Here is an 18,655-nt window from a genome sequence, read left to right on the forward strand (position 1 = left end):
TTGTCTATGAAAATTCTTATTGTGGACGATGAAGAAAAAATATTAGAAATTATTGATGCCTATCTAGTTGCTAATCATTATTCAGTTTATAAAGCAATAAGTGGCGCAATGGCATTGGAAAAATTCGAGAAAAATAATCCTGATTTAGTTGTGCTAGATCTAATGCTTCCGGATACTGATGGATTGACTGTATGTAGAAAAATCAGAGAAATATCAAATGTACCAATTATAATGTTAACAGCTAAGTCTGATGAGGATGATATTCTTACTGGTCTCAAGTTAGGTGCAGATGACTATATGATTAAACCATTTAGTCCCAAAGAATTAGTTGCGAGAATACAAACTGTATTGCGCAGAACTGAGACCTTATCAAATCCTAATAAGCTTTCTTCAAATAATAAAGAATTGATAGTATACCCTGATAGTAGACAAGTGTATCTACATCAAGTGGAGTTAAACCTTACAACAACTGAATTTGATATTCTACACGCTCTAATGTCCACACCTAATAAAGTCTTTTCTCGTAGTGATTTGATAGAGAAAGTTAAGGGAATAGAATTTGATGGACTAGATAGGAGCATCGATTCTCATATAAAAAACTTAAGACATAAAATTGAGAATGATGCTAAATCACCTATGTATATTTTGACAGTCCATGGTACAGGATACAGATTTGGTGGCCACTAATGAGAAAAAGAACGATAAAAACTCAATTAGCTGTTTCCTTTTTAGCAATCGCAACATTAATAATAGGATCGATTAGTTTAGTCGCATTAAGTTTGACGAACAATCATTTTAGTAAATACGTGGAAGAGCGACAAGAAGATTTGTTGAATCAGTATGTATATACAATTGATTTATTGTGGTTAAATAGTGGGGAAACATGGAATAGTGAAGAACTTGCAGCACTATCTGAGAAAGTATTAGAGAATAATATTTATTTTTCTATAGAAGACGAACAAGGCAACATGGTTTGGGAACTTACTGGAAAAGATTTGAAGTCAGCACAGGAGAAACTGAAAAAAAATGCATTGAAAGTTTCTGAGAAAAACAGTGTGAAACTAGACGAAACAATAGAAGTGAAAAAGAAGTTAATTAATGATGGAAACGAGTTTGGAAAAGTAACGTTTTATTATTTCGGACCTTTTGCTTATACAGAGCACGATGCCTTGTTTATCTCCAGTATGAAACAAAGTTTAATGTATGTTGCAATTGCAGCTCTTCTTGTATCAGTCATACTTGCTTCGTGGATCTCTGCTAGATTAGGATTGCCACTAAAGCATGTAAGCGATTTTACACATAAATTAACTCGTGGGGAATATGCTGATAAAATCCCACAAGAAACTTCAATTATTGAAATAAATTCCTTAATTGATTCCCTAAATGATTTAAGTAATCAGTTGGAGAAACAGCATGGGCTTCGAAAAAGATTAACTACCGATATTTCACATGAAATAAGAACTCCATTAGCTACGCTTAAAGGCAATGTGGAAGGAATGATTGACGGAGTCTGGAAAATAACTCCCGAGCGCCTACAATCTTGTTATGACGAAATAGATCGTCTAACTCGTTTAATTGGAAATATAGAAATAATCAACAAAATTGAAGCAAAATATGATCATTTAAATAAAACTGAGTTTAACATATATAAGTTGATTGAATCCGTTATTGAAAATTTCGCCAGCAAAATTGAGTCAAAAAACCTTCATGTTGAAATCCAAGGGGATAACATCAATATATCTGCAGATAAAGATAAAATGAACCAAGTTGTTATCAATCTTTTGAATAATGCTATTAAATTTACGCAAAAGGAGGGAACCATTAAGTTTTCTATAAGTAAAAATAAAGACCATGTTCTTTTAATTGTTGAAGACAACGGCATCGGTATAGAAAAAGATCAGCAACTTCATATTTTTGATAGATTTTATATGGCTGACCCCTCCAGAAGTAGAGCTTTAGGGGGGCAAGGTATCGGATTAGCTATTGTAAAGAGCGTTGTTGAAGCGCATAAAGGTAGTATAACTGTAAAAAGTAAATTAGGTCTAGGAACTAAATTTGTTATAAAGTTACCATTTCAATAAAGGAGGAGAGTTATTTGTTTCAAAAACAGATAAAAATTGCTAAACTAGTATGTGAATGTTGGGCAAAAAAAATATTTTTTCAACTGATTTCGATAGATAGTGTCGAAAAAGTTCATTTAGATATCTTATCAAATTCTGTAGTAATCTTTTCTAAGAAGGACTTATCAATAGCTACAATTAAAAAAGAAGTTTTTGGATTACAAATTTATGAGATGACCTAAATGTGATTAATTAAAGGAGGATGAAGACAGTGAAAAAGATGATAAAATTAGTATTTGCAAGTCTTGGAATTATTGTATTTTTAGGAGCGTGTAGCAATCAAAGTGAATCGAATAATTCTAAAAGCACAAACGAGGAATCGACTTCTACAGCGTCTAGTGAAATGAATAGTATGGAGGGAATGAATCACGAAGGTATGGTTCCTTCTTCAATGAAAGATGCTGCGAACCCTAAATTCCCGGTGGGAAGTAATGTTATACTGCTAGGCGATCATATGGAAGGGATGAAAGGTGCAAATGCTCAAGTTGTAGGGGCCTTTGATACTACAATGTATGAAGTAAGCTATGAGCCAAAAACTGGGGGACCAATGGTTAACAATCATCGATGGGTAGTACAAGAAGAGTTAAAAAATACTGAGACTGTAGCAAATGAGGGCGATACTGTTATCTTGAATGCCGATCACATGGATGGGATGATGGGAGCTGAAGCAAAAGTAGATAAATCTATTACAGGAACTGTTTACGTTGTTAATTACACTCCAACCGATGGTCAAGAAGAAGTTAAGAATCATATGTGGGTAACTGAAGATGAGATGGAATATGACGAAAATAATGAGTAATTTTATATACTAAACCAATAAGCTGGTACATGGCCTTCGTATTCTCAACATGAGGAATATGAGCTCTTTGTTAATAAGGACTGATGAGTTGTGCAAAATCAAATCTGGGTCAGAACGAACCTCATTCTGGCTCAGATTTTTGGCTCTTCGACATTTAGTGCTGGTAGAGAGACAACTGAAAATTTAGTCATAACCAGTTAGGCAGAGTGCTTAACTGGTTTTTGTTCGCATTTATTATTCTTTTGATATTGGCTACTTGCCCTTCAATTTTATTTGGTTTCTTAATCAACTCTTCATATAACCCCAAATCATATATTAATGAGGTGCCTCCTATTCCTATAAATCTATCTCTTCTTTAATAGTATGAGAAAAGTCTACTCTTGTAGATTTAAATTGTCAACAAAAAATTTACAGATGTAAATGATAAGTTGAATAGAGAAAGATAAATTATTTTTTTGGTATTCATATAAGGTTAATTATGTATTATCACAAAATGATTGTTGTCGAATAACTAAAAGTGTCAAAACAATGATGAAATCATTTAGTTCTTATAAATTAGACAAGAGAAAATAAATATTCCATATCTACTTTATGAGATCCATAACATGACTAAATTCTGAATACTTTTTAAAGCTTATCATTTGGTAAAACTGAATATAAGTTAATTATATAGACTGAAAATTTTGAATTTTCAGAATATAATAACTTAAAAGTACTGACAAAATTTTTTAAAGGGGTAATATTAATGTTCTGAGATAATCAAATCTTACCGAAAATATCAAAAGTCCAATGTGACACAAAATAATTCTGTCACATTCGTGAAAATCGCTTCATCCTTAGAGGCTCTAAGAGAAAATCACTTTTCTTTTAGGGCCTTTTTTCTATAGCTTGTTTAAATGTGACTTATTATCTGTTATAATCATATTAAGTAACATTTGAAAGGCGGCTAAAAATGAAGAGCGTGGAACCGATTCGCGACAAAAAAAAGATCGATGCCATGAAGGCGATTTTGGCTTCCGGAAAATATGGGCAACGGAATTTGGTGCTTTTTTCGATCGGGATCAATACGGCGTATCGAATCTCCGATTTAAGACAGCTGAAATTAAGTGACGTGTTAGAAATTTCCCGTGGTCGGGTGATCGTCAAAGAACGTCTGGCCATGAAAGAACAAAAAACAGCCAAACACAATTCAGTTTTCATTTCGAACAAATTACGGAAAGTGATTCTCGATTATGTTCAATCAGAATTTCCTGAGCAGCTGCAAGTACATGATTTCAGCAAGTATTTGTTTCCAAGTCGAAAAGGAGCAGATACGCCTTTGACCCGACAAAGTCTTTGGCGGATCATTCATGAAGCAGGAACGGCGGTTGGGTTAAAAGAAATTGGTCCTCATTCGATGCGCAAGACCTTTGGCTATTTTTTGTACAAACAAGGGACCAAAACAGAGATCATTCAGTCGCTGCTCAATCATTCTTCACAACGGGAGACCTTACGCTATATTGGGATCACCCAGGAAGACAAAGATACTGCCGTAAAGAGTTTGGATCTATGACAGAATAATACCCTATATAATAATAATAGAAGGAAAAATTCAAGAGGTGAGAAAATGAAGGAAGAAATGCAGCCTACATTTCCTGATAAATACCACTTATCTCGCAAAGAGTCTGTGTATCTATTGAAGAAAAACATTGTGAAACTGGTGTATAATGCGGGGAAATTTGAAGGATTGAATACAACACTATTACAAACAGAAGAGATTATCAAGTATAATCGGGCCAATAACGTGGCCGTAGATGATGTCCTGACCGTCGTTAACTTAAAAAGAAGCTTTGAAATGCTTTAAACGACGTACAGGAACCCTTGTTAGAGACAAGTAAGCTTATTAATCGGATCGTTGCAGCGGAAGATGCCCTTTTTCCTGGCGAAATACGAACCGGTGGGGTAGAATTATCGACGATTCAAGGAAGGTATGTGCCACCAATGTTAACTGAAGATGAGGTAAAGAATCAATATGGTGAGATAATGAATCAAGAGATATCAGAAACTGAAAAAGCATTGCGACTGTTTCTATTCATTTCGAAAAATCAAATATTTTGGGACGGCAATAAAAGAACTGCACTGTTACCTGCTAATAAGATCATGTTTAGCAATGGTATGGGATTGTTATCCGTTCCTGAAAGTGTATTTGCAAAATTTAATGAACTGCTATCTATGTATTATAATAGCAACCAATCTAGTGATGATTCAAAAATTTTATCATTTATACATGAAGAATGTATTTATGGTATTCGTTATTTATAGTAAACAATAGAATAGTTACTGAATTACAATAAGCCAATAAAAAGGAGAGTATGTAATGTCATTAATGTCAATAAATTATTTTGGATATGCTGTATATAATGTAACTGTGGAAGAATCAATAGTAAACTTGTTACGATTTGAGATATCAAAAATGGATGAGAATGCCACTACTACAATTAATATAGATCCTAAATATAATAATTTAATATCGTTTGAAGTAACTGTTGAATCTAGAAACCCTGAGGATGAATATGATAAAATCGTTGATATTATATCTGCAACCAATGCTATCATTATACATTTAGGTAGTGTAGAAGAAAGTTATTCTACTGGTGAACGATGTTACATGGGAATTCAGACTCTGACACCAGCTAATGATTTGAATGATTATATCGTAACTTGTATTGACGACTTTTTTTCTGAATACCAGTAAATTAAAGAAACGAATTTCATGTTATAGCATAACGTTTAAAATGGGTAAAAAAATTAGGCACTAATTTGTATGAACTAAGAATTATTTGAAAAGCAACAATGCCAGGTATGCTGATTTTCTTTCTTTGGATCAATCAATCATACAAGATCAACCTAGCAAACGTTATGTAGACGTTAGTAAGGTTCAAGAACATTATGCAATCGTTCCCCGACAAAACAAGTCATAAGCATTGCAGCGTTTGAAAAATTAGGTGATATACAAAGTAAAGCTTATTATTCATTTAATTGAGAATGTGCCATCAGACGTTGAGAAACTGAATTTTAAAACGTTCCAAGCAAATAGAAAAAAAGAAGACGAAAAGAATACAGTAGCGATTTGTCCTAAATCTGGCGGAAATATTATCCTTTAAAAGCTTTTATGGCTGTTCAAATTATCCCACTTGTAAATTCACTTTGTCTGATAATTTCCGCCATAAAAAATTAACAAAAACAAACGTTAGTGATCTGATTGCTGGTAAAGAAGCACTTTTTAAATTAATCAAAAAAATTATAATGCTATGGTAAAAATAAGTGATAAAGGCTATGTAAATTGGTCAGCAATAACGAATGGTATGCGCCTTTCATAGTAGATACTAAATAACAATTAACCATACAAGATAAAGAATTGCTGGAATAATGAAGAAGTAAAATTCTAAAATTATTTACAAAAAGTTAATATCTGAATATAAATCGGCAAATATTGACGAACAGAAGGATAAAATAAGAGTGAAAAAACAACGTTGGCAGTTATTTTGTAAGTATGAAAAGAATATTATTTAGAAAGATGTTGTGAATAAATGAAAAATTTTAATAAATTTGATTTGTCAATTTAAGCTAGACAAAGTATATTCGTCTAGCTTAATTTTACAATCGACGAGAGACAAAAATTTCAAAAACGACCTATTAATTGGTCATCGAATATCATTTAAAATCAATACGACGGAGTCAAACACGGAGTCAAAACAAGCCCGCTGAGAGTAAAAAATATACAGTCCCGTAGGTAAAGTGCCACAGGCCTGTATATTTTTTATTTGAGATTACCTGAAAGGTTCTGTTGCAAAGTCTCAAAAAGGTCATTAGTTTTTCAAGATGATTCTTATTTAAGCAGGGATTCCTAATAGTCCTTTGATTTCTGTACAGACGGAAAAGCCAAAAAGAGACCCTTCTTTTCGGCTTTTTTTATAAATTCCTCGAATCGCTTCCATGCCTTTAATCGTGGTTGAGGCTGTTCGCAAACTTTGGTAAAATTTGTTTCTTCGCTTAATTGGACGATGATCTTGTTCAATCAGATTATTCAGATACTTGATTGTTCGATGTTCTGTTGTTATATACAGTCCATTTTTCTGAAGCTTTCTGAAGGCACTCTTAATAGAGGGTGCTTTATCCGTTACTAGAACCTTTGGTTCTCCAAACTGGTTCTTCAGTCGTTTTAGAAAAGCATACGCAGCCTGTGTGTCGCGCTTTTTCCGTAACCAGATATCTAAGGTTAAGCCATCTACATCGATAGCGCGATATAAATAATGCCACTTTCCTTTAATTTTGATATAAGTCTCGTCCATTTTCCATGAATAAAAGGACTGTTTGTTTTTCTTTTTCCAAATTTGATAAAGAATCTTTCCGTATTCTTGCACCCAACGGTAAATTGTGGTGTGACAAACGTGAATTCCTCGGTCATACAGAATTTCCTGCACTTCACGATAACTCAGGTTGTACCGAAGATAGTAGCCGACGGCTACGATAATCACGTCTTTTTGAAATTGTTTTCCTTTGAACTGAGTCATCTTCATTCCTCCAAGCTATCTTTTTCAATTATTTTACCTCAAAATGAGCTTATCGGAAACTTTGCAACAGAACCAAAAGCATCTTCCTGAAATCGATGGCATTTATCTCTATCTCCACGGAGCCAGTAAAGTCAAAGACCTACCCGAAGATTCGGCGGAATTTGTCATCCTCCGTGAGATTCGCAAGCTAGTGGGCAAGTATCTGCCAATCGCCGTGGTGATGGATCCACACGGCAATGTCACCGAAGAATTCGTGGAGATGACCAATATCGTCACCTGTTATCGACATTCACCCCATACTGATATTCAAAAGACCTTCGATAAAACGGCAGAACTTTTATGCGAAGCATTGCAAGACAGAGGCAGATATTTGAAACCTGTTTGTCGCAAATTTCCTATCATTGTCGGTGGCGAGCGCTCGGTGTCTACTGATGAACCGGTGAAGTCGATTAATCAAAAGTTGGACGAGATTGAACAGGATGAACGAATTAGTTCCGCATCATTTCATGTGGGCTATGTTCGTCATGATAGTGACCGTCTAGGTTGTGCGGTAACGGTAGTGCCATACTCGGATGAGTATCAAAAATATGCTCAAGAAAAAGCTGATGAATTATATGACTTTGTGATACAACGACGTTACCAGTTTCATTACCACGGAAACTATGGTGAGCTTGATCAAATTTTATCGGAGGTACAAGATACACCAAAGAAACCTGTGTTCATCACTGGTTCCGGTGATAATTGTGGCGCCGGCAGTGACGGGTACAGCACCATCGTTTTACAAAAGCTGATGAACGACTATCCTGATTGGCAAAAAGAAACTTTGATTGCCGGAATCATCGATGAAAATAAGAATTTTTACTTGGATCAGCGATCAATTGGCACTGAAGTCAGTTTTGATTTGGGTGTCGGGATTGATGAGCGTTCAAAGCCAGTTCACTTAAACGGAACTATCATCGCCAAAGGCATCGTCAGTCAAGAATATGAAGATGACCCAATTACTGGCTGTGTCATCGCTGTGAAGTTGAGTGACAAACCAATCACTGTTTTAGTCCAAAGAGAATCGGTCAGTTACACCGAATTAGATCAGTTCAGGATATCTGGCGTCGAGCTTTCCGACTATGAAGTCATTGTCGTCAAACAAGGGTATATCTCACCAGCATTTGATGGATATGGTGAATATTGTGTGATGGCCCTCACCGATGGACCAACCCAACAAGCGACTGAGAAATTGGATTTCAAGCAAATTAAACGACCGATGTTTCCGTATGACAAATTGAATCTACCCTATACAGGGCGAATTGAGGGGGGATTCGAGTAAGACTAACTCTGAACTACAAACCTTCTCCGGAGGGTTTGTAGTTTTTTCGTCCAAACAGAGTAACGGCTAATTATTTTTCAAGATTATCAGTGAGGCTAAAAAAATTGAAATATTTTTCTTGAAAAGGGTTGCAATTATTTTTTTTATATGTAATATTATATTCATCAACGTAAACGTTTACGTTAGAGAGGGATTCATATGCAGTATACAATTAAAGATATTGCCAAAGAGGCAAAGGTTTCCACTGCTACGGTCTCCCGAGTGATAAATGATCTCGGAGGATATAGTGAGGAGACAAAACAGAAAGTTTGGAAAATTGCTAATGAGCTAGGTTACAGTCAGAATAAATCTGCTGTCTCATTGGTAAGTAAAAAAACAAAATTGCTAGGTATTATTATGCCACAGTATGCTACTACCTTTTACGGCGACGTCATCAGCGGTATTGAGGATGAAGCATATCAGAAAGGATACAATGTTATCCTGACACATGCTGGAATAGATGGAACGCGAATGAGTGAGAGTATCACTCTAATGAAGGAAAGAAGCGTTGATGGATTTATTGTTTTCTCAGTAGATCTAAAGCCAGAAGAAATTTCCTTGGTGAAGAGAAATAATATTCCGTGTGTGTTACTTTCATCTGACACGATTAATAATGAAATTCCATATGTGAAGGTTGATGATGAGCAGGCAATTGCAGATGCAACATCTTATTTGATTGATAATGGTCATAAAAAATTAGCTTTAGTTGGTGTAAATCCAATTGACCGTATTGCTGGTGTTGCCCGAATCAAAGGTTTCAAAGATGCTATTGTTGAACACCATCTAATTTTTTCTGAAAATGATATTTATAACGGTGACTACAGCTTCGACTCAGCAAAAATGAATATGGAAAAAATTATTAAGTTGGGTCTTGAGTATGACGGAATCGTTTGTGCCAGTGATGAGACAGCGCTGGGTGTTATATCTGCCTGTTCTGAATTTGGAATTAAAATTCCTGAGGAGTTGTCAGTAATAGGTTACGATAACTCGATAACCGCAAGAATGAGTACTCCATTATTAACGACAGTTTCCCAGCCGTTTTACGATATGGGAACTGAGGCAACAAATATGTTGATCCATATTGTTGAGGAAGGAGGAGCGGTAGAGTCAAAAGTCGTTCAGCATGAGATTATCAAAAGACAGTCAGTTAAAAATATTTCTTAAAGGAATATTTTTTTTGAAATTAGGTTAAACGTTTACGTAGGAGGTAACAATGGAGATTAAATTAGCTAAACTGCAGTTTCAACGTGAAGAAACAATCGAGGTACTAGTAACTGATTTAAAAAAAGGAGAGAGTATTACTTTAGAGGTCTTTGATTTAGTGGATCGAGTCGTCGAGTTAACAAAGAGCAATAATCAGGAAGACTCAGCAATTTTCGCTATAGAGGGTAGAGATTTACTACCTTCGGCAGATAAGATGAAAGGTTTTAAAATAGTTGCAACCCAAAGCAATGGGAACCAGACGGAGAAAAAGACAAAGATTATTGATGTTGTAGAATCAGCATATGATACACCACGTTATGGCTTTATTAGTGATTTTTCGAATGATGTCGATCCAGAAAAAACGACTCAAAACCTTAGAAACTTGCATATTAATTTGGTTCAATACTATGACTGGATGTATCGGCACCATGAGTTGGTTTCGAATGACGATGTCTATGTAGATGCCATGGGTAAAACAATTGATAATAATAAGGTAAAAGAATTTATCGATGTTTTCACGAAAAACGGTATTAAAAGTTTTGGATATGCCGCAATATATGGGGCTCAACCTGAGTATTTCGAAAAGCATCCAGAGCAGTTACTTTATACGATTGATCAAAAACCAATCAAGTTTTTACCGCAAATTGCTTTTATGGATATTAACAAGGAGTGTCCTTGGAGTAACTACATTATCGAAGAATTCATCAAGTCATTAAATTATGGCTTTGATGGCTTACATCTCGATACGTATGGTTTTCCAAAAGAGGCGAGAAACTATCAAAATAAATTCAGAGACTTAAGAAAAGATATTCCTGTTTTTATCGATGATTTAAGACAGGAAATGTTAAAAGCCTCAATTGATAAAGGTTTGATTTTTAATAATGTTAATAGTTGGCCAATCGATGCAGTTTCTAAAACAAGTGTTGATGTGAACTATGTTGAGGTTTGGTCTCCGCACGATCAATATTATGATTTATATAATTTGCTGAGAGATGCAAAATTCCTAACACCGAATAAGCAAACGATTCTTTCGGCTTACATGCATCCATTTATCGATCTAAATGATGATAGTGAAGAAAAAGATCTTGCTGCTGCTGAGTTATCAACACTGTACACAATGGCGACTATTTTTTCTAACGGCGGGTTCCATTTAGCCTTGGGAGAAGAGAATAAAGTACTAACTCAAGCTTATTACTCAGATAATACGACGCTTAGAAGTTCATTCTTGGAAAAATTATATCGTTATTATGATTTCTTTGTGCAAAACGAAAAGCTACTCGTAGATTACCGAATTATCGATGAGACTACTACTTCAGTTGATGGTATTAATGGTGAGATTACATTTTCGAATTACGAATGCTCTAGCAGACCTGAGAAAGATAAAATCTGGGTCACTGTGAAAAAACTTGAGAATAATACAATTTTGAACTTAATTAACTTCTTCGGATCAGAGCATCTAAACTGGAACGAAAAAAATTATGGTGAAATAAAAGCGTTAGAAGAAATTGAAATTAAGGTTGATTGTATTGGTAAGCGAGTGAGGCGTGTAATGGCTGCGTCACCAGATTTTGAAGATTCTTGGGAAATCATTGAGCATGAAAAAGAGGCGAAAGATAACGGCGAGTATTGCAAATTTACTTTAAATAAATTACAACTTTGGACTACAATTTATATCGAATTTGAGGGGGAATAAATAATGAAAAAAGTTTTATTGTTTTGTGGCTTAGCTGTGGCTTTACTTGGTATTTCTGGCTGCGGAGGTTCGAATGACTCAAAGACTGAAGATGGTAACGTTAAATTAGTTATGTGGCATACCTTTAGTGATGTTGAAACTAAGATCTTTGATAAAGATGTTGTAGACAAATATCAAAAGGATCATCCGAATGTAAAAATCGAAAGTGTTCGGATGCCAGCTGGTGATGAATATAATCAGCAATTAGTTCAAGCTATTTCCGGGAACAGTGCTCCTGATTTAGCTCGTGTCGAAGTTACTGCGGTTCCGAAATATGCGAAACTTGGTGCATTAGAGAAATTGGATGGTTATGACGGATTTGACAAAATTAAAGAAGAGATGCATGAAGCACCATTGTCAACTAACAAATATAAAGATGGTTATTATGGATTACCACTAGATACTAATACTCGAATTGCCATTTTTAATAATTCGTTATTGGAGAAAGCTGGGGTAAAAGAAGTTCCAGCAGACTTTGACACGTTGATTGAAGAAATAAAAGATATTATCGGTAAAGATACATTCTTGTTTGGACCTAGTGGATCTAGTACATGGGGACTTATGCCATACTTCTATTCATTAGGTGGAGCTTTTACTAATGAAGATTATACAAAAGCAACTGGCTTTTTGGATTCGAAGGATAGTATCAAAGCGTTACAAACAATTGTTGATTGGAACAAAGCGGGATATTTTGGTAAATCATTAACAGGTGGTCTAGGCACCTGGGAAGGTCTAAACGGAAATAACTACATGATGATCGATGATGGCCCGTGGTATTTCCCGGCAAATGAAGCAATGCAAGATAAAGTTACCTATACACAATTTCCAAAAGGTAAAGCAGGTAGTATCGAAGTTATCGGTGGAGAAAATACAATTGTCTTTAAATCAAGTAAGCAAAAAGAAGAAGCCTATAAGTTTGCTGAATATTTGGCATCAGATGACGTGCAAACCATTTTTGCCGAAAAGCTTAGTATGTTACCAGTAAACAAGAAGACCGCTGAGAAAGATGTCGTGAAAAATAATGCGTTAATGTCTGCGTATTCTGAACAACTTGAAACAGCAGTTTCTCGCATTCCTTCACCAGAATGGGATCAAATTGACAAAGTGATTAGTTTAGCTTTTGAGACAGCAATCAGTGGAAAAGGTACGCCTGAACAAGTCTTAAAAGATGCGACTCCAAAAGTTGAAGAGCTACTCAATAAATAATGGGTGGAATTTTATGATGAAAAAACAAAGAAGAGAAAATTTTGAAGGTTTTCTATTTATTGGTGCAGGTCTGTTACTATTCTGCGTCTTTATCCTGTATCCACAGTTAAAAAACATTTATATTGCGTTCTCGGAATATAGCATTATTCCGGGAGCGGAAAATAAATTCGTCGGCTTGAAAAACTTTAAAGATATGCTTTTTTCAAGTGGCACATATGGAAATAGTGATTCTTTCTATGTAGCCCTAAAAAACTCAATCCTTGCGGTCATTGTAACGGTCCCTGGGCAGTTGATATTAGGTGTCCTAATTGCAGTTATGATCGATAAGGTAAGCAAGGGCAAACTGTTTTATAAAATTATGTTGTATATCCCTGTAATTTCAAGCTGGGTTGTAGTATCAGTCTTGTTTAAGTATTTATTCCAAGATACAAAAGGTTCTATGGTAAATTACGCATTGCTTCAAATGCATTTGATTAGTGAGCCTATCAGTTGGCTACAGAACACATTGACCGCCAACATTGTTATCTGGTTACTGTGTATATGGAAGGGTGTCGGTTGGGTAATCATTATTTATAACGCCGCCTTACAGTCATTACCAAAGGATTTGTATGAGGTAGCCGACCTTGAGGGGGCTTCCCCAATTCAACAGTTTTTCTTGATCACTTTGCCTTTACTTAAGAAGACAACGATTTATGTGATCGTTCAATTAACTATTGGTGCCTTTGGTATTCTGATTCAAGTTATGTTGATTACCTCAGGTGGGCCGATGGGTTCAACTGAAACGCTTAATAGTTATATGTATGGAAAGGCCTTTAGTGAGTTCCAGTTTGGCTATGCATCGGCAGTTTCACTAGTGATGGGTCTATTAATTATTGGAACGACCTTATTGCAAAGAAGAGCTTTAAAGGAGAACGACTGATTATGAAAAAGAAAAAAATGTACCAGTTTGTTTTACACATCATTCTTATCGGTATGGTACTCTTATCAATTTTTCCTTTTATGTATATGCTAGCTACGGCTATGACTCCGGATAGTTACACCATGCCATACCCGCCGGTAATTGTACCTAAACAGCTTTTCTTTGGTAATTTTATTTCGGCTTGGACGTCAAACAACTTCGGTCACTATTTCTTGAACTCGTTATTCGTTTCAGTGGTGTCTACAGTTGTTACGATCTTGTTTTCGACCCTTTCGGCATATGGGTTTGCAAAAATAAATTTTACCGGGAAAAATATCATTTTCAATATTTATATTTTTTCAATGATGATTCCAGCAATACTGTCATTGGTCAGTCAATATACAGTTTTAAATGGATTGAATCTAATCGATACTTACACTGGATTAATCCTACTCTATGTTAGTGGAGGGATTGCGGGTAATACTTATTTCTTAAAAGGATTTATTGAAGAAATCCCTAAAGAATACGAAGAATCAGTTTATATCGATGGCGGCAGTAAATTTGATGTATTTTCGAAAATCATCTTGCCGTTGTGTAAACCATCAATCGCAACTTTAGCAATTTTGTCGTTCATGGGATCTTGGGATGAATTCTTTAGTGCGCTAACTATTATTAAAACGGAATCCAAGAGAACTTTACCAATCGCAATTAAACTGTTCCAAGGACAAAATGCTACTCAGTGGGGCTTAGTATTTGCCGCTTCGCTAATAGCTTTGATTCCAATTTTGGTAATTTATATCACATTCCAAAAACAATTTATTACGCAACAAGATGCTGGAGGTATTAAAGGATAATGGAAAAAAAATGGTGGCAAAATTCAGTGGTTTATCAAGTGTACCCCCGGAGTTTTCAAGATACTGATGGCGATGGCGTGGGTGATCTGCAAGGGATCATCCAACGTCTAGATTATTTAGAAAATCTCGGGATTGATGCAATCTGGTTATCGCCCGTCTACAAATCGCCTAACGACGACAACGGCTATGATATCAGCGATTATCAGGATATCATGGACGAATTTGGAACAATGGCTGACATGGATCAGTTGATTGAAGAAGGCAAGAAGCGCAATATTCGAATCATTATGGACCTAGTGGTCAACCACACCTCGGACGAGCACAAATGGTTCATTGAGGCCAAGAAAAACAAAGATAATGAATACCGTGATTATTACATCTGGCGTGATGCGGTAGATGGCGACGTGCCAAATGGATTACGTTCTACTTTTAGTGGTACTGCTTGGGAATTTGATGAAACTACGGGGCAGTATTTCCTGCATTTATTCAGTAAACGCCAACCTGACTTGAACTGGGAAAATGAAAAAGTTCGTCAAGAAGTTTACGATATGATGAACTTCTGGATCGACAAAGGTGTTGGCGGTTTCCGGATGGACGTCATTGATTTGATTGGGAAGATTCCTGATCAAGAGATCACTGGTAACGGACCGAAGCTGCATGAGTACTTGCAAGAAATGAATCAAGCAACCTTTGGCGATAAAGATTTGATGACTGTTGGCGAAACGTGGGGTGCGACACCTGAAATCGCCAAAATGTACTCTGATCCAAAACGCCAAGAACTTTCAATGGTGTTTCAATTTGAACATGTGGGGCTTGACCAACAAGATGGCAAAGAAAAATGGGATTTAAAACCTTTGGCAATCAAAGATTTAAAAGTGGCCTTGTCAAAATGGCAAAATTCCTTAGGCAATGAAGGGTGGAACAGTCTTTTTTGGAACAACCATGACTTGCCACGAATTGTCTCCCGTTGGGGCAATGACACAAAATACCATAAGCAAAGCGCGAAATTATTCGCGATTCTGTTACACATGATGAAGGGGACGCCCTACATCTACCAAGGGGAAGAAATCGGGATGACCAATTATCCGATTTCTGATATTTCCGAAGCAGAAGATATTGAAACCATTAATATGTACAACGAACGGATTGCACAGGGGTATGCTAAGGAAGATATTATTGCATCCATCAATGCCAAGGGTCGAGACAACGCGCGGACGCCAATGCAGTGGGATGATAGTGAAAATGGTGGCTTTACCACTGGAACTCCTTGGTTGCACGTAAATCCCAATTACAAGACCATCAATGTCAAAGCGGAATTAGCTGACCCTGATTCAATTTTCTACACCTATAAGAAGTTGATCGAATTGCGTAAGCAAAACGAGATTGTGGTTTGGGGTAGCTATCACTTGTTGGAAGAGACGGCAGATGAAGTCTTTGCCTATATTCGTGAGCTGGATGGCGAAAGATGGTTAGTTGTGACAAATATTAGCGAAGAGAACAATACGTTCGAAATGCCGAGTGATGGTAAGGAAGTCATCATTTCTAATTATGAAGGAAGTAATCGTTTAAGTGGTGAAGTGGAATTGAAACCTTATGAGGCATTTGTGGTGAAAATTTGAAACATAAGATACCGTAGAGTCGACAGTATGTGCTGTCGACTTTTTTTATAGTGCGATCTAGTTGGTAGTTCGAGTAATTAGTTATTATAATAAAAGAGAGAGATTAGGTGTCTCAATTGTACTTTAGTAAGAAATGGAGGCGATTAAATGAAAGTTGTTTTTCATGTGGACGAAATGGTGAAATGGACAGAGGCTACGGCAAATATCATTAATCTGTTAAGAGCGACAGATGACATTCAAATTGTATTATTAGTGAACGGTATTGCAATCAAGGGATTTTTGGATACGGAACAGCAGATACTAAAAAATTCTAAAGTTGCGTTTCATGCTTGTCGCAATGCTATGCGAGCGCATAATATTGAAGAGGCAGATTTACCGACTAATGTGATTGTTGTGCCAGCTGGTGTGCTTGACTTGGTGGAATTGCAAACGGAGGGCTATGCATATATTAAACCTTAGAATGTAATAATACTCATATTTAAAATGGAATTTACCGTGTTGGTTGCTTATACTATTAACAGAAGTTGCATTTATTGTATGTTGAAATTACGATATGAAGCATACTTATTAATAATAGAAAACAACGCCAATCATCTGATATGATGGTTGGCGTTGTTTTCCCATTTATAGTTTTAGCAGCTTTTCTGTCACTTTTGGAGGTAATTTGCGCTTATTTTAAGCGTTATTTTGCACTATAAGTAAACATAAATAAGCCCAATTTCTCGCATTAAAATTGAGAAATTGGGCTTTTATCGTTACTCCGGAAAAGCGCCCGATTAATAGTATTATTGATAAATATGTCATTTTTAACTTAGTAATGATTAAAATGATTTTTCAAAACAAACACATTGGTGAATACGTTTATTATTTGTAAATTGGTGAATATCTTTCCCAACGTAATGAGTAAAAGCGTTAACTAAGTATAAATTGGGCATGTTACTTTGAATTCGATGATTCATTTCATTTCCCTCAAAATAAACGTGATAATAAGAATCAACGATATTAAAATTCATTTTTTCATACCAGTTTTGAACCCATAAATCATCTCTTGTCCAAGCCTCAAATCGATTTAATTTCATTCTTCTTGCTTTAGTTTCAGCAGCATAGAGTAATTGTTGTCCTATTCCTCGTCGGGAGAAATCCGGATGAACAGCGATATGCCAAATCATCCCTCCTAACCCTTCTCCTCTGGAGCAAACTGTTCGTTCTTCTGTTTCATATTCTACATCAATAAGCCCAACAATTTGACCGTCCAACTCTGCGACTAGCTCGATTGCTGGATTTTCATAACGTTCTTTCTTATTTAGTACATTATCAAAATAGGCAGTCTGTAAAAACGCAAGTGTTCGGCATCTTACCCAACCAGTCTCGTCATTAACTCTATAGTCTCTAATAATCACTTTTTTCCCTCCGGATTTTAGGGACCACGTAGTTTATAGGGGATTTATACGTTCATCCCTTAAAATAGATTCACCCCGTTAAATATGTTCGCGATTTTCATAATATACCGCCTCCTTCTAATTTTAATTATTTAAATTTTATCAGATTTTTCCAAAATATACACTGATAAATGACAGATTCCATACACTATAATATCTCCCAAAAAAAGGAAAAAGCACAATTCTTGCTACAGAATTGCGCTCGATTGTTGAATATCGTTATTGAATTAAAGCCAACCGATAGTTTAACAAGGTCTTAGAATTTATCTAACCAATCGCTTAAACAATTATGGTTTAACTGGAGCAACACTCCAATTAATTTTATTTACATCTTTAATATTAATATTTCCTAAACTCAAAATATGGGGAATATGTGCGAACATCCCAAAGTTAACTCCCTTTTTGTGTTCATCTGTGAAGTATGCTAATGTCTCTGATGGCAAAGCTACACATTCTCGATACGTAGTGATATCAATAATTTGAATTTCCTCATCAGGTATATCCGCAGCTGGACCTTTATAATTTTTCTTATTATAAAAATATACAGCATTTTGATTATCGATTAATCTTTCCGTTGGGATTTCATAGAACATCAAATCTTTTTTAATGCTTACTCCAAGAGAATGTAAAGCTTCATAGACATAGTAAGGATGCAGAGGTAATAAAAAAATTACATCATTCCATAAACAATCCAATTTTGGTATGCTTCGTAATAATAAACTCTCCCGTTCTGGATGATCAAAATGGTTCTGTTGCAAAGTCTCAAAAAGGTCATTAGTTTTTCAAGATGATTCTTATTTAAGCAGGGATTCCTAATAGTCCTTTGATTTCTGTACAGACGGAAAAGCCAAAAAGAGACCCTTCTTTTCGGC

At 35.7% G+C, this 18,655-nt stretch carries 17 protein-coding genes and 2 pseudogenes; 16 read left to right on the forward strand and 3 right to left on the reverse strand.

Going from position 1 to position 18,655, the window contains the following annotated elements; genetic code table 11:
* The first annotated feature begins 6 nt into the window (after positions 1–6).
* The 8 genes and pseudogenes from EFB00_RS13270 to EFB00_RS13825 form a co-directional block, all read left to right on the forward strand.
* On the forward strand, positions 7–687 hold the full coding sequence (locus EFB00_RS13270; protein ID WP_122647325.1) for a response regulator transcription factor: 681 nt from the start codon (positions 7–9) through the stop codon (positions 685–687).
* Positions 687–2,081, forward strand: a complete 1,395-nt coding sequence (locus tag EFB00_RS13275) for a sensor histidine kinase (RefSeq protein WP_122647326.1) — start codon at positions 687–689, stop codon at positions 2,079–2,081. Before EFB00_RS13270 ends, EFB00_RS13275 begins: the two co-directional genes overlap by 1 nt.
* Positions 2,082–2,095: 14 nt before the next feature.
* Positions 2,096–2,302: a hypothetical protein gene (locus EFB00_RS13280; RefSeq protein WP_002307659.1), complete on the forward strand. Its 207-nt coding sequence runs from the start codon at positions 2,096–2,098 to the stop codon at positions 2,300–2,302.
* Between the two features lie 20 nt (positions 2,303–2,322).
* Entirely contained in the window at positions 2,323–2,919 is a 597-nt protein-coding gene (locus EFB00_RS13285; protein ID WP_079993992.1) for a YdhK family protein, read from the forward strand.
* Between the two features lie 952 nt (positions 2,920–3,871).
* Complete coding sequence (locus EFB00_RS13290; protein WP_070415749.1) at positions 3,872–4,471, forward strand: tyrosine-type recombinase/integrase; 600 nt, start codon at positions 3,872–3,874, stop codon at positions 4,469–4,471.
* A 54-nt stretch (positions 4,472–4,525) separates the two neighbouring features.
* Positions 4,526–5,220, forward strand: a pseudogene (locus tag EFB00_RS13295) (Fic family protein).
* 55 nt (positions 5,221–5,275) lie between these two features.
* Positions 5,276–5,653, forward strand: a complete 378-nt coding sequence (locus tag EFB00_RS13300) for a hypothetical protein (RefSeq protein WP_104872391.1) — start codon at positions 5,276–5,278, stop codon at positions 5,651–5,653.
* A 265-nt stretch (positions 5,654–5,918) separates the two neighbouring features.
* Positions 5,919–6,278 (forward strand): annotated as a pseudogene (locus EFB00_RS13825) (DNA topoisomerase III); the annotation flags it as partial.
* Positions 6,279–6,791: 513 nt separating this feature from the next.
* On the opposite strand, the gene EFB00_RS13310 reads toward EFB00_RS13825, so the two are convergent.
* Complete coding sequence (locus tag EFB00_RS13310; protein WP_000191454.1) at positions 6,792–7,472, reverse strand: IS6-like element ISEnfa1 family transposase; 681 nt, start codon at positions 7,470–7,472, stop codon at positions 6,792–6,794.
* A 61-nt stretch (positions 7,473–7,533) separates the two neighbouring features.
* Between EFB00_RS13310 and EFB00_RS13315 the strand changes: the two genes are divergently transcribed.
* The 8 genes from EFB00_RS13315 (at position 7,534) to EFB00_RS13350 (ending at position 16,803) form a co-directional block, all read left to right on the forward strand.
* Complete coding sequence (locus tag EFB00_RS13315) at positions 7,534–8,793, forward strand: M81 family metallopeptidase (protein WP_241153466.1); 1,260 nt, start codon at positions 7,534–7,536, stop codon at positions 8,791–8,793.
* A 198-nt stretch (positions 8,794–8,991) separates the two neighbouring features.
* Positions 8,992–9,996: a LacI family DNA-binding transcriptional regulator gene (locus EFB00_RS13320; protein WP_122647328.1), complete on the forward strand. Its 1,005-nt coding sequence runs from the start codon at positions 8,992–8,994 to the stop codon at positions 9,994–9,996.
* A gap of 49 nt (positions 9,997–10,045) precedes the next feature.
* Complete coding sequence (locus EFB00_RS13325; RefSeq protein WP_122647329.1) at positions 10,046–11,728, forward strand: glycoside hydrolase family 66 protein; 1,683 nt, start codon at positions 10,046–10,048, stop codon at positions 11,726–11,728.
* A gap of 3 nt (positions 11,729–11,731) precedes the next feature.
* On the forward strand, positions 11,732–12,973 hold the full coding sequence (locus EFB00_RS13330) for an extracellular solute-binding protein (protein ID WP_122647330.1): 1,242 nt from the start codon (positions 11,732–11,734) through the stop codon (positions 12,971–12,973).
* Between the two features lie 13 nt (positions 12,974–12,986).
* Positions 12,987–13,892 (forward strand): carbohydrate ABC transporter permease, encoded by a 906-nt coding sequence (locus tag EFB00_RS13335; RefSeq protein WP_197029383.1) that lies wholly within the window; start codon positions 12,987–12,989, stop codon positions 13,890–13,892.
* Positions 13,893–13,894: 2 nt separating this feature from the next.
* Positions 13,895–14,725 (forward strand): carbohydrate ABC transporter permease, encoded by an 831-nt coding sequence (locus EFB00_RS13340; RefSeq protein WP_029486145.1) that lies wholly within the window; start codon positions 13,895–13,897, stop codon positions 14,723–14,725.
* Positions 14,725–16,344 carry a glycoside hydrolase family 13 protein gene (locus EFB00_RS13345; protein ID WP_122647331.1) on the forward strand — a complete coding sequence of 540 codons (1,620 nt, stop codon included), beginning with the start codon at positions 14,725–14,727 and terminating at the stop codon, positions 16,342–16,344. The genes EFB00_RS13340 and EFB00_RS13345 overlap by 1 nt, the downstream gene beginning before the upstream one ends.
* Before the next feature lie 147 nt (positions 16,345–16,491).
* The gene (locus EFB00_RS13350) at positions 16,492–16,803 is read left to right on the forward strand and encodes a DsrE family protein (protein WP_122647332.1); all 312 of its coding nucleotides are present in this window, start codon (positions 16,492–16,494) and stop codon (positions 16,801–16,803) included.
* A 362-nt stretch (positions 16,804–17,165) separates the two neighbouring features.
* Here EFB00_RS13350 and EFB00_RS13355 read toward each other — a convergent pair whose 3' ends face one another.
* Together EFB00_RS13355 and EFB00_RS13360 are read right to left on the reverse strand one after the other, a co-directional pair.
* Complete coding sequence (locus EFB00_RS13355; RefSeq protein WP_122647333.1) at positions 17,166–17,744, reverse strand: GNAT family N-acetyltransferase; 579 nt, start codon at positions 17,742–17,744, stop codon at positions 17,166–17,168.
* A gap of 326 nt (positions 17,745–18,070) precedes the next feature.
* Positions 18,071–18,478: a group-specific protein gene (locus EFB00_RS13360; protein WP_122647334.1), complete on the reverse strand. Its 408-nt coding sequence runs from the start codon at positions 18,476–18,478 to the stop codon at positions 18,071–18,073.
* Between the last annotated feature and the right edge of the window lie 177 nt (positions 18,479–18,655).

The organism is Enterococcus mediterraneensis, from assembly GCF_900604485.1.
Lineage (GTDB): Bacteria > Bacillota > Bacilli > Lactobacillales > Enterococcaceae > Enterococcus_C > Enterococcus_C mediterraneensis.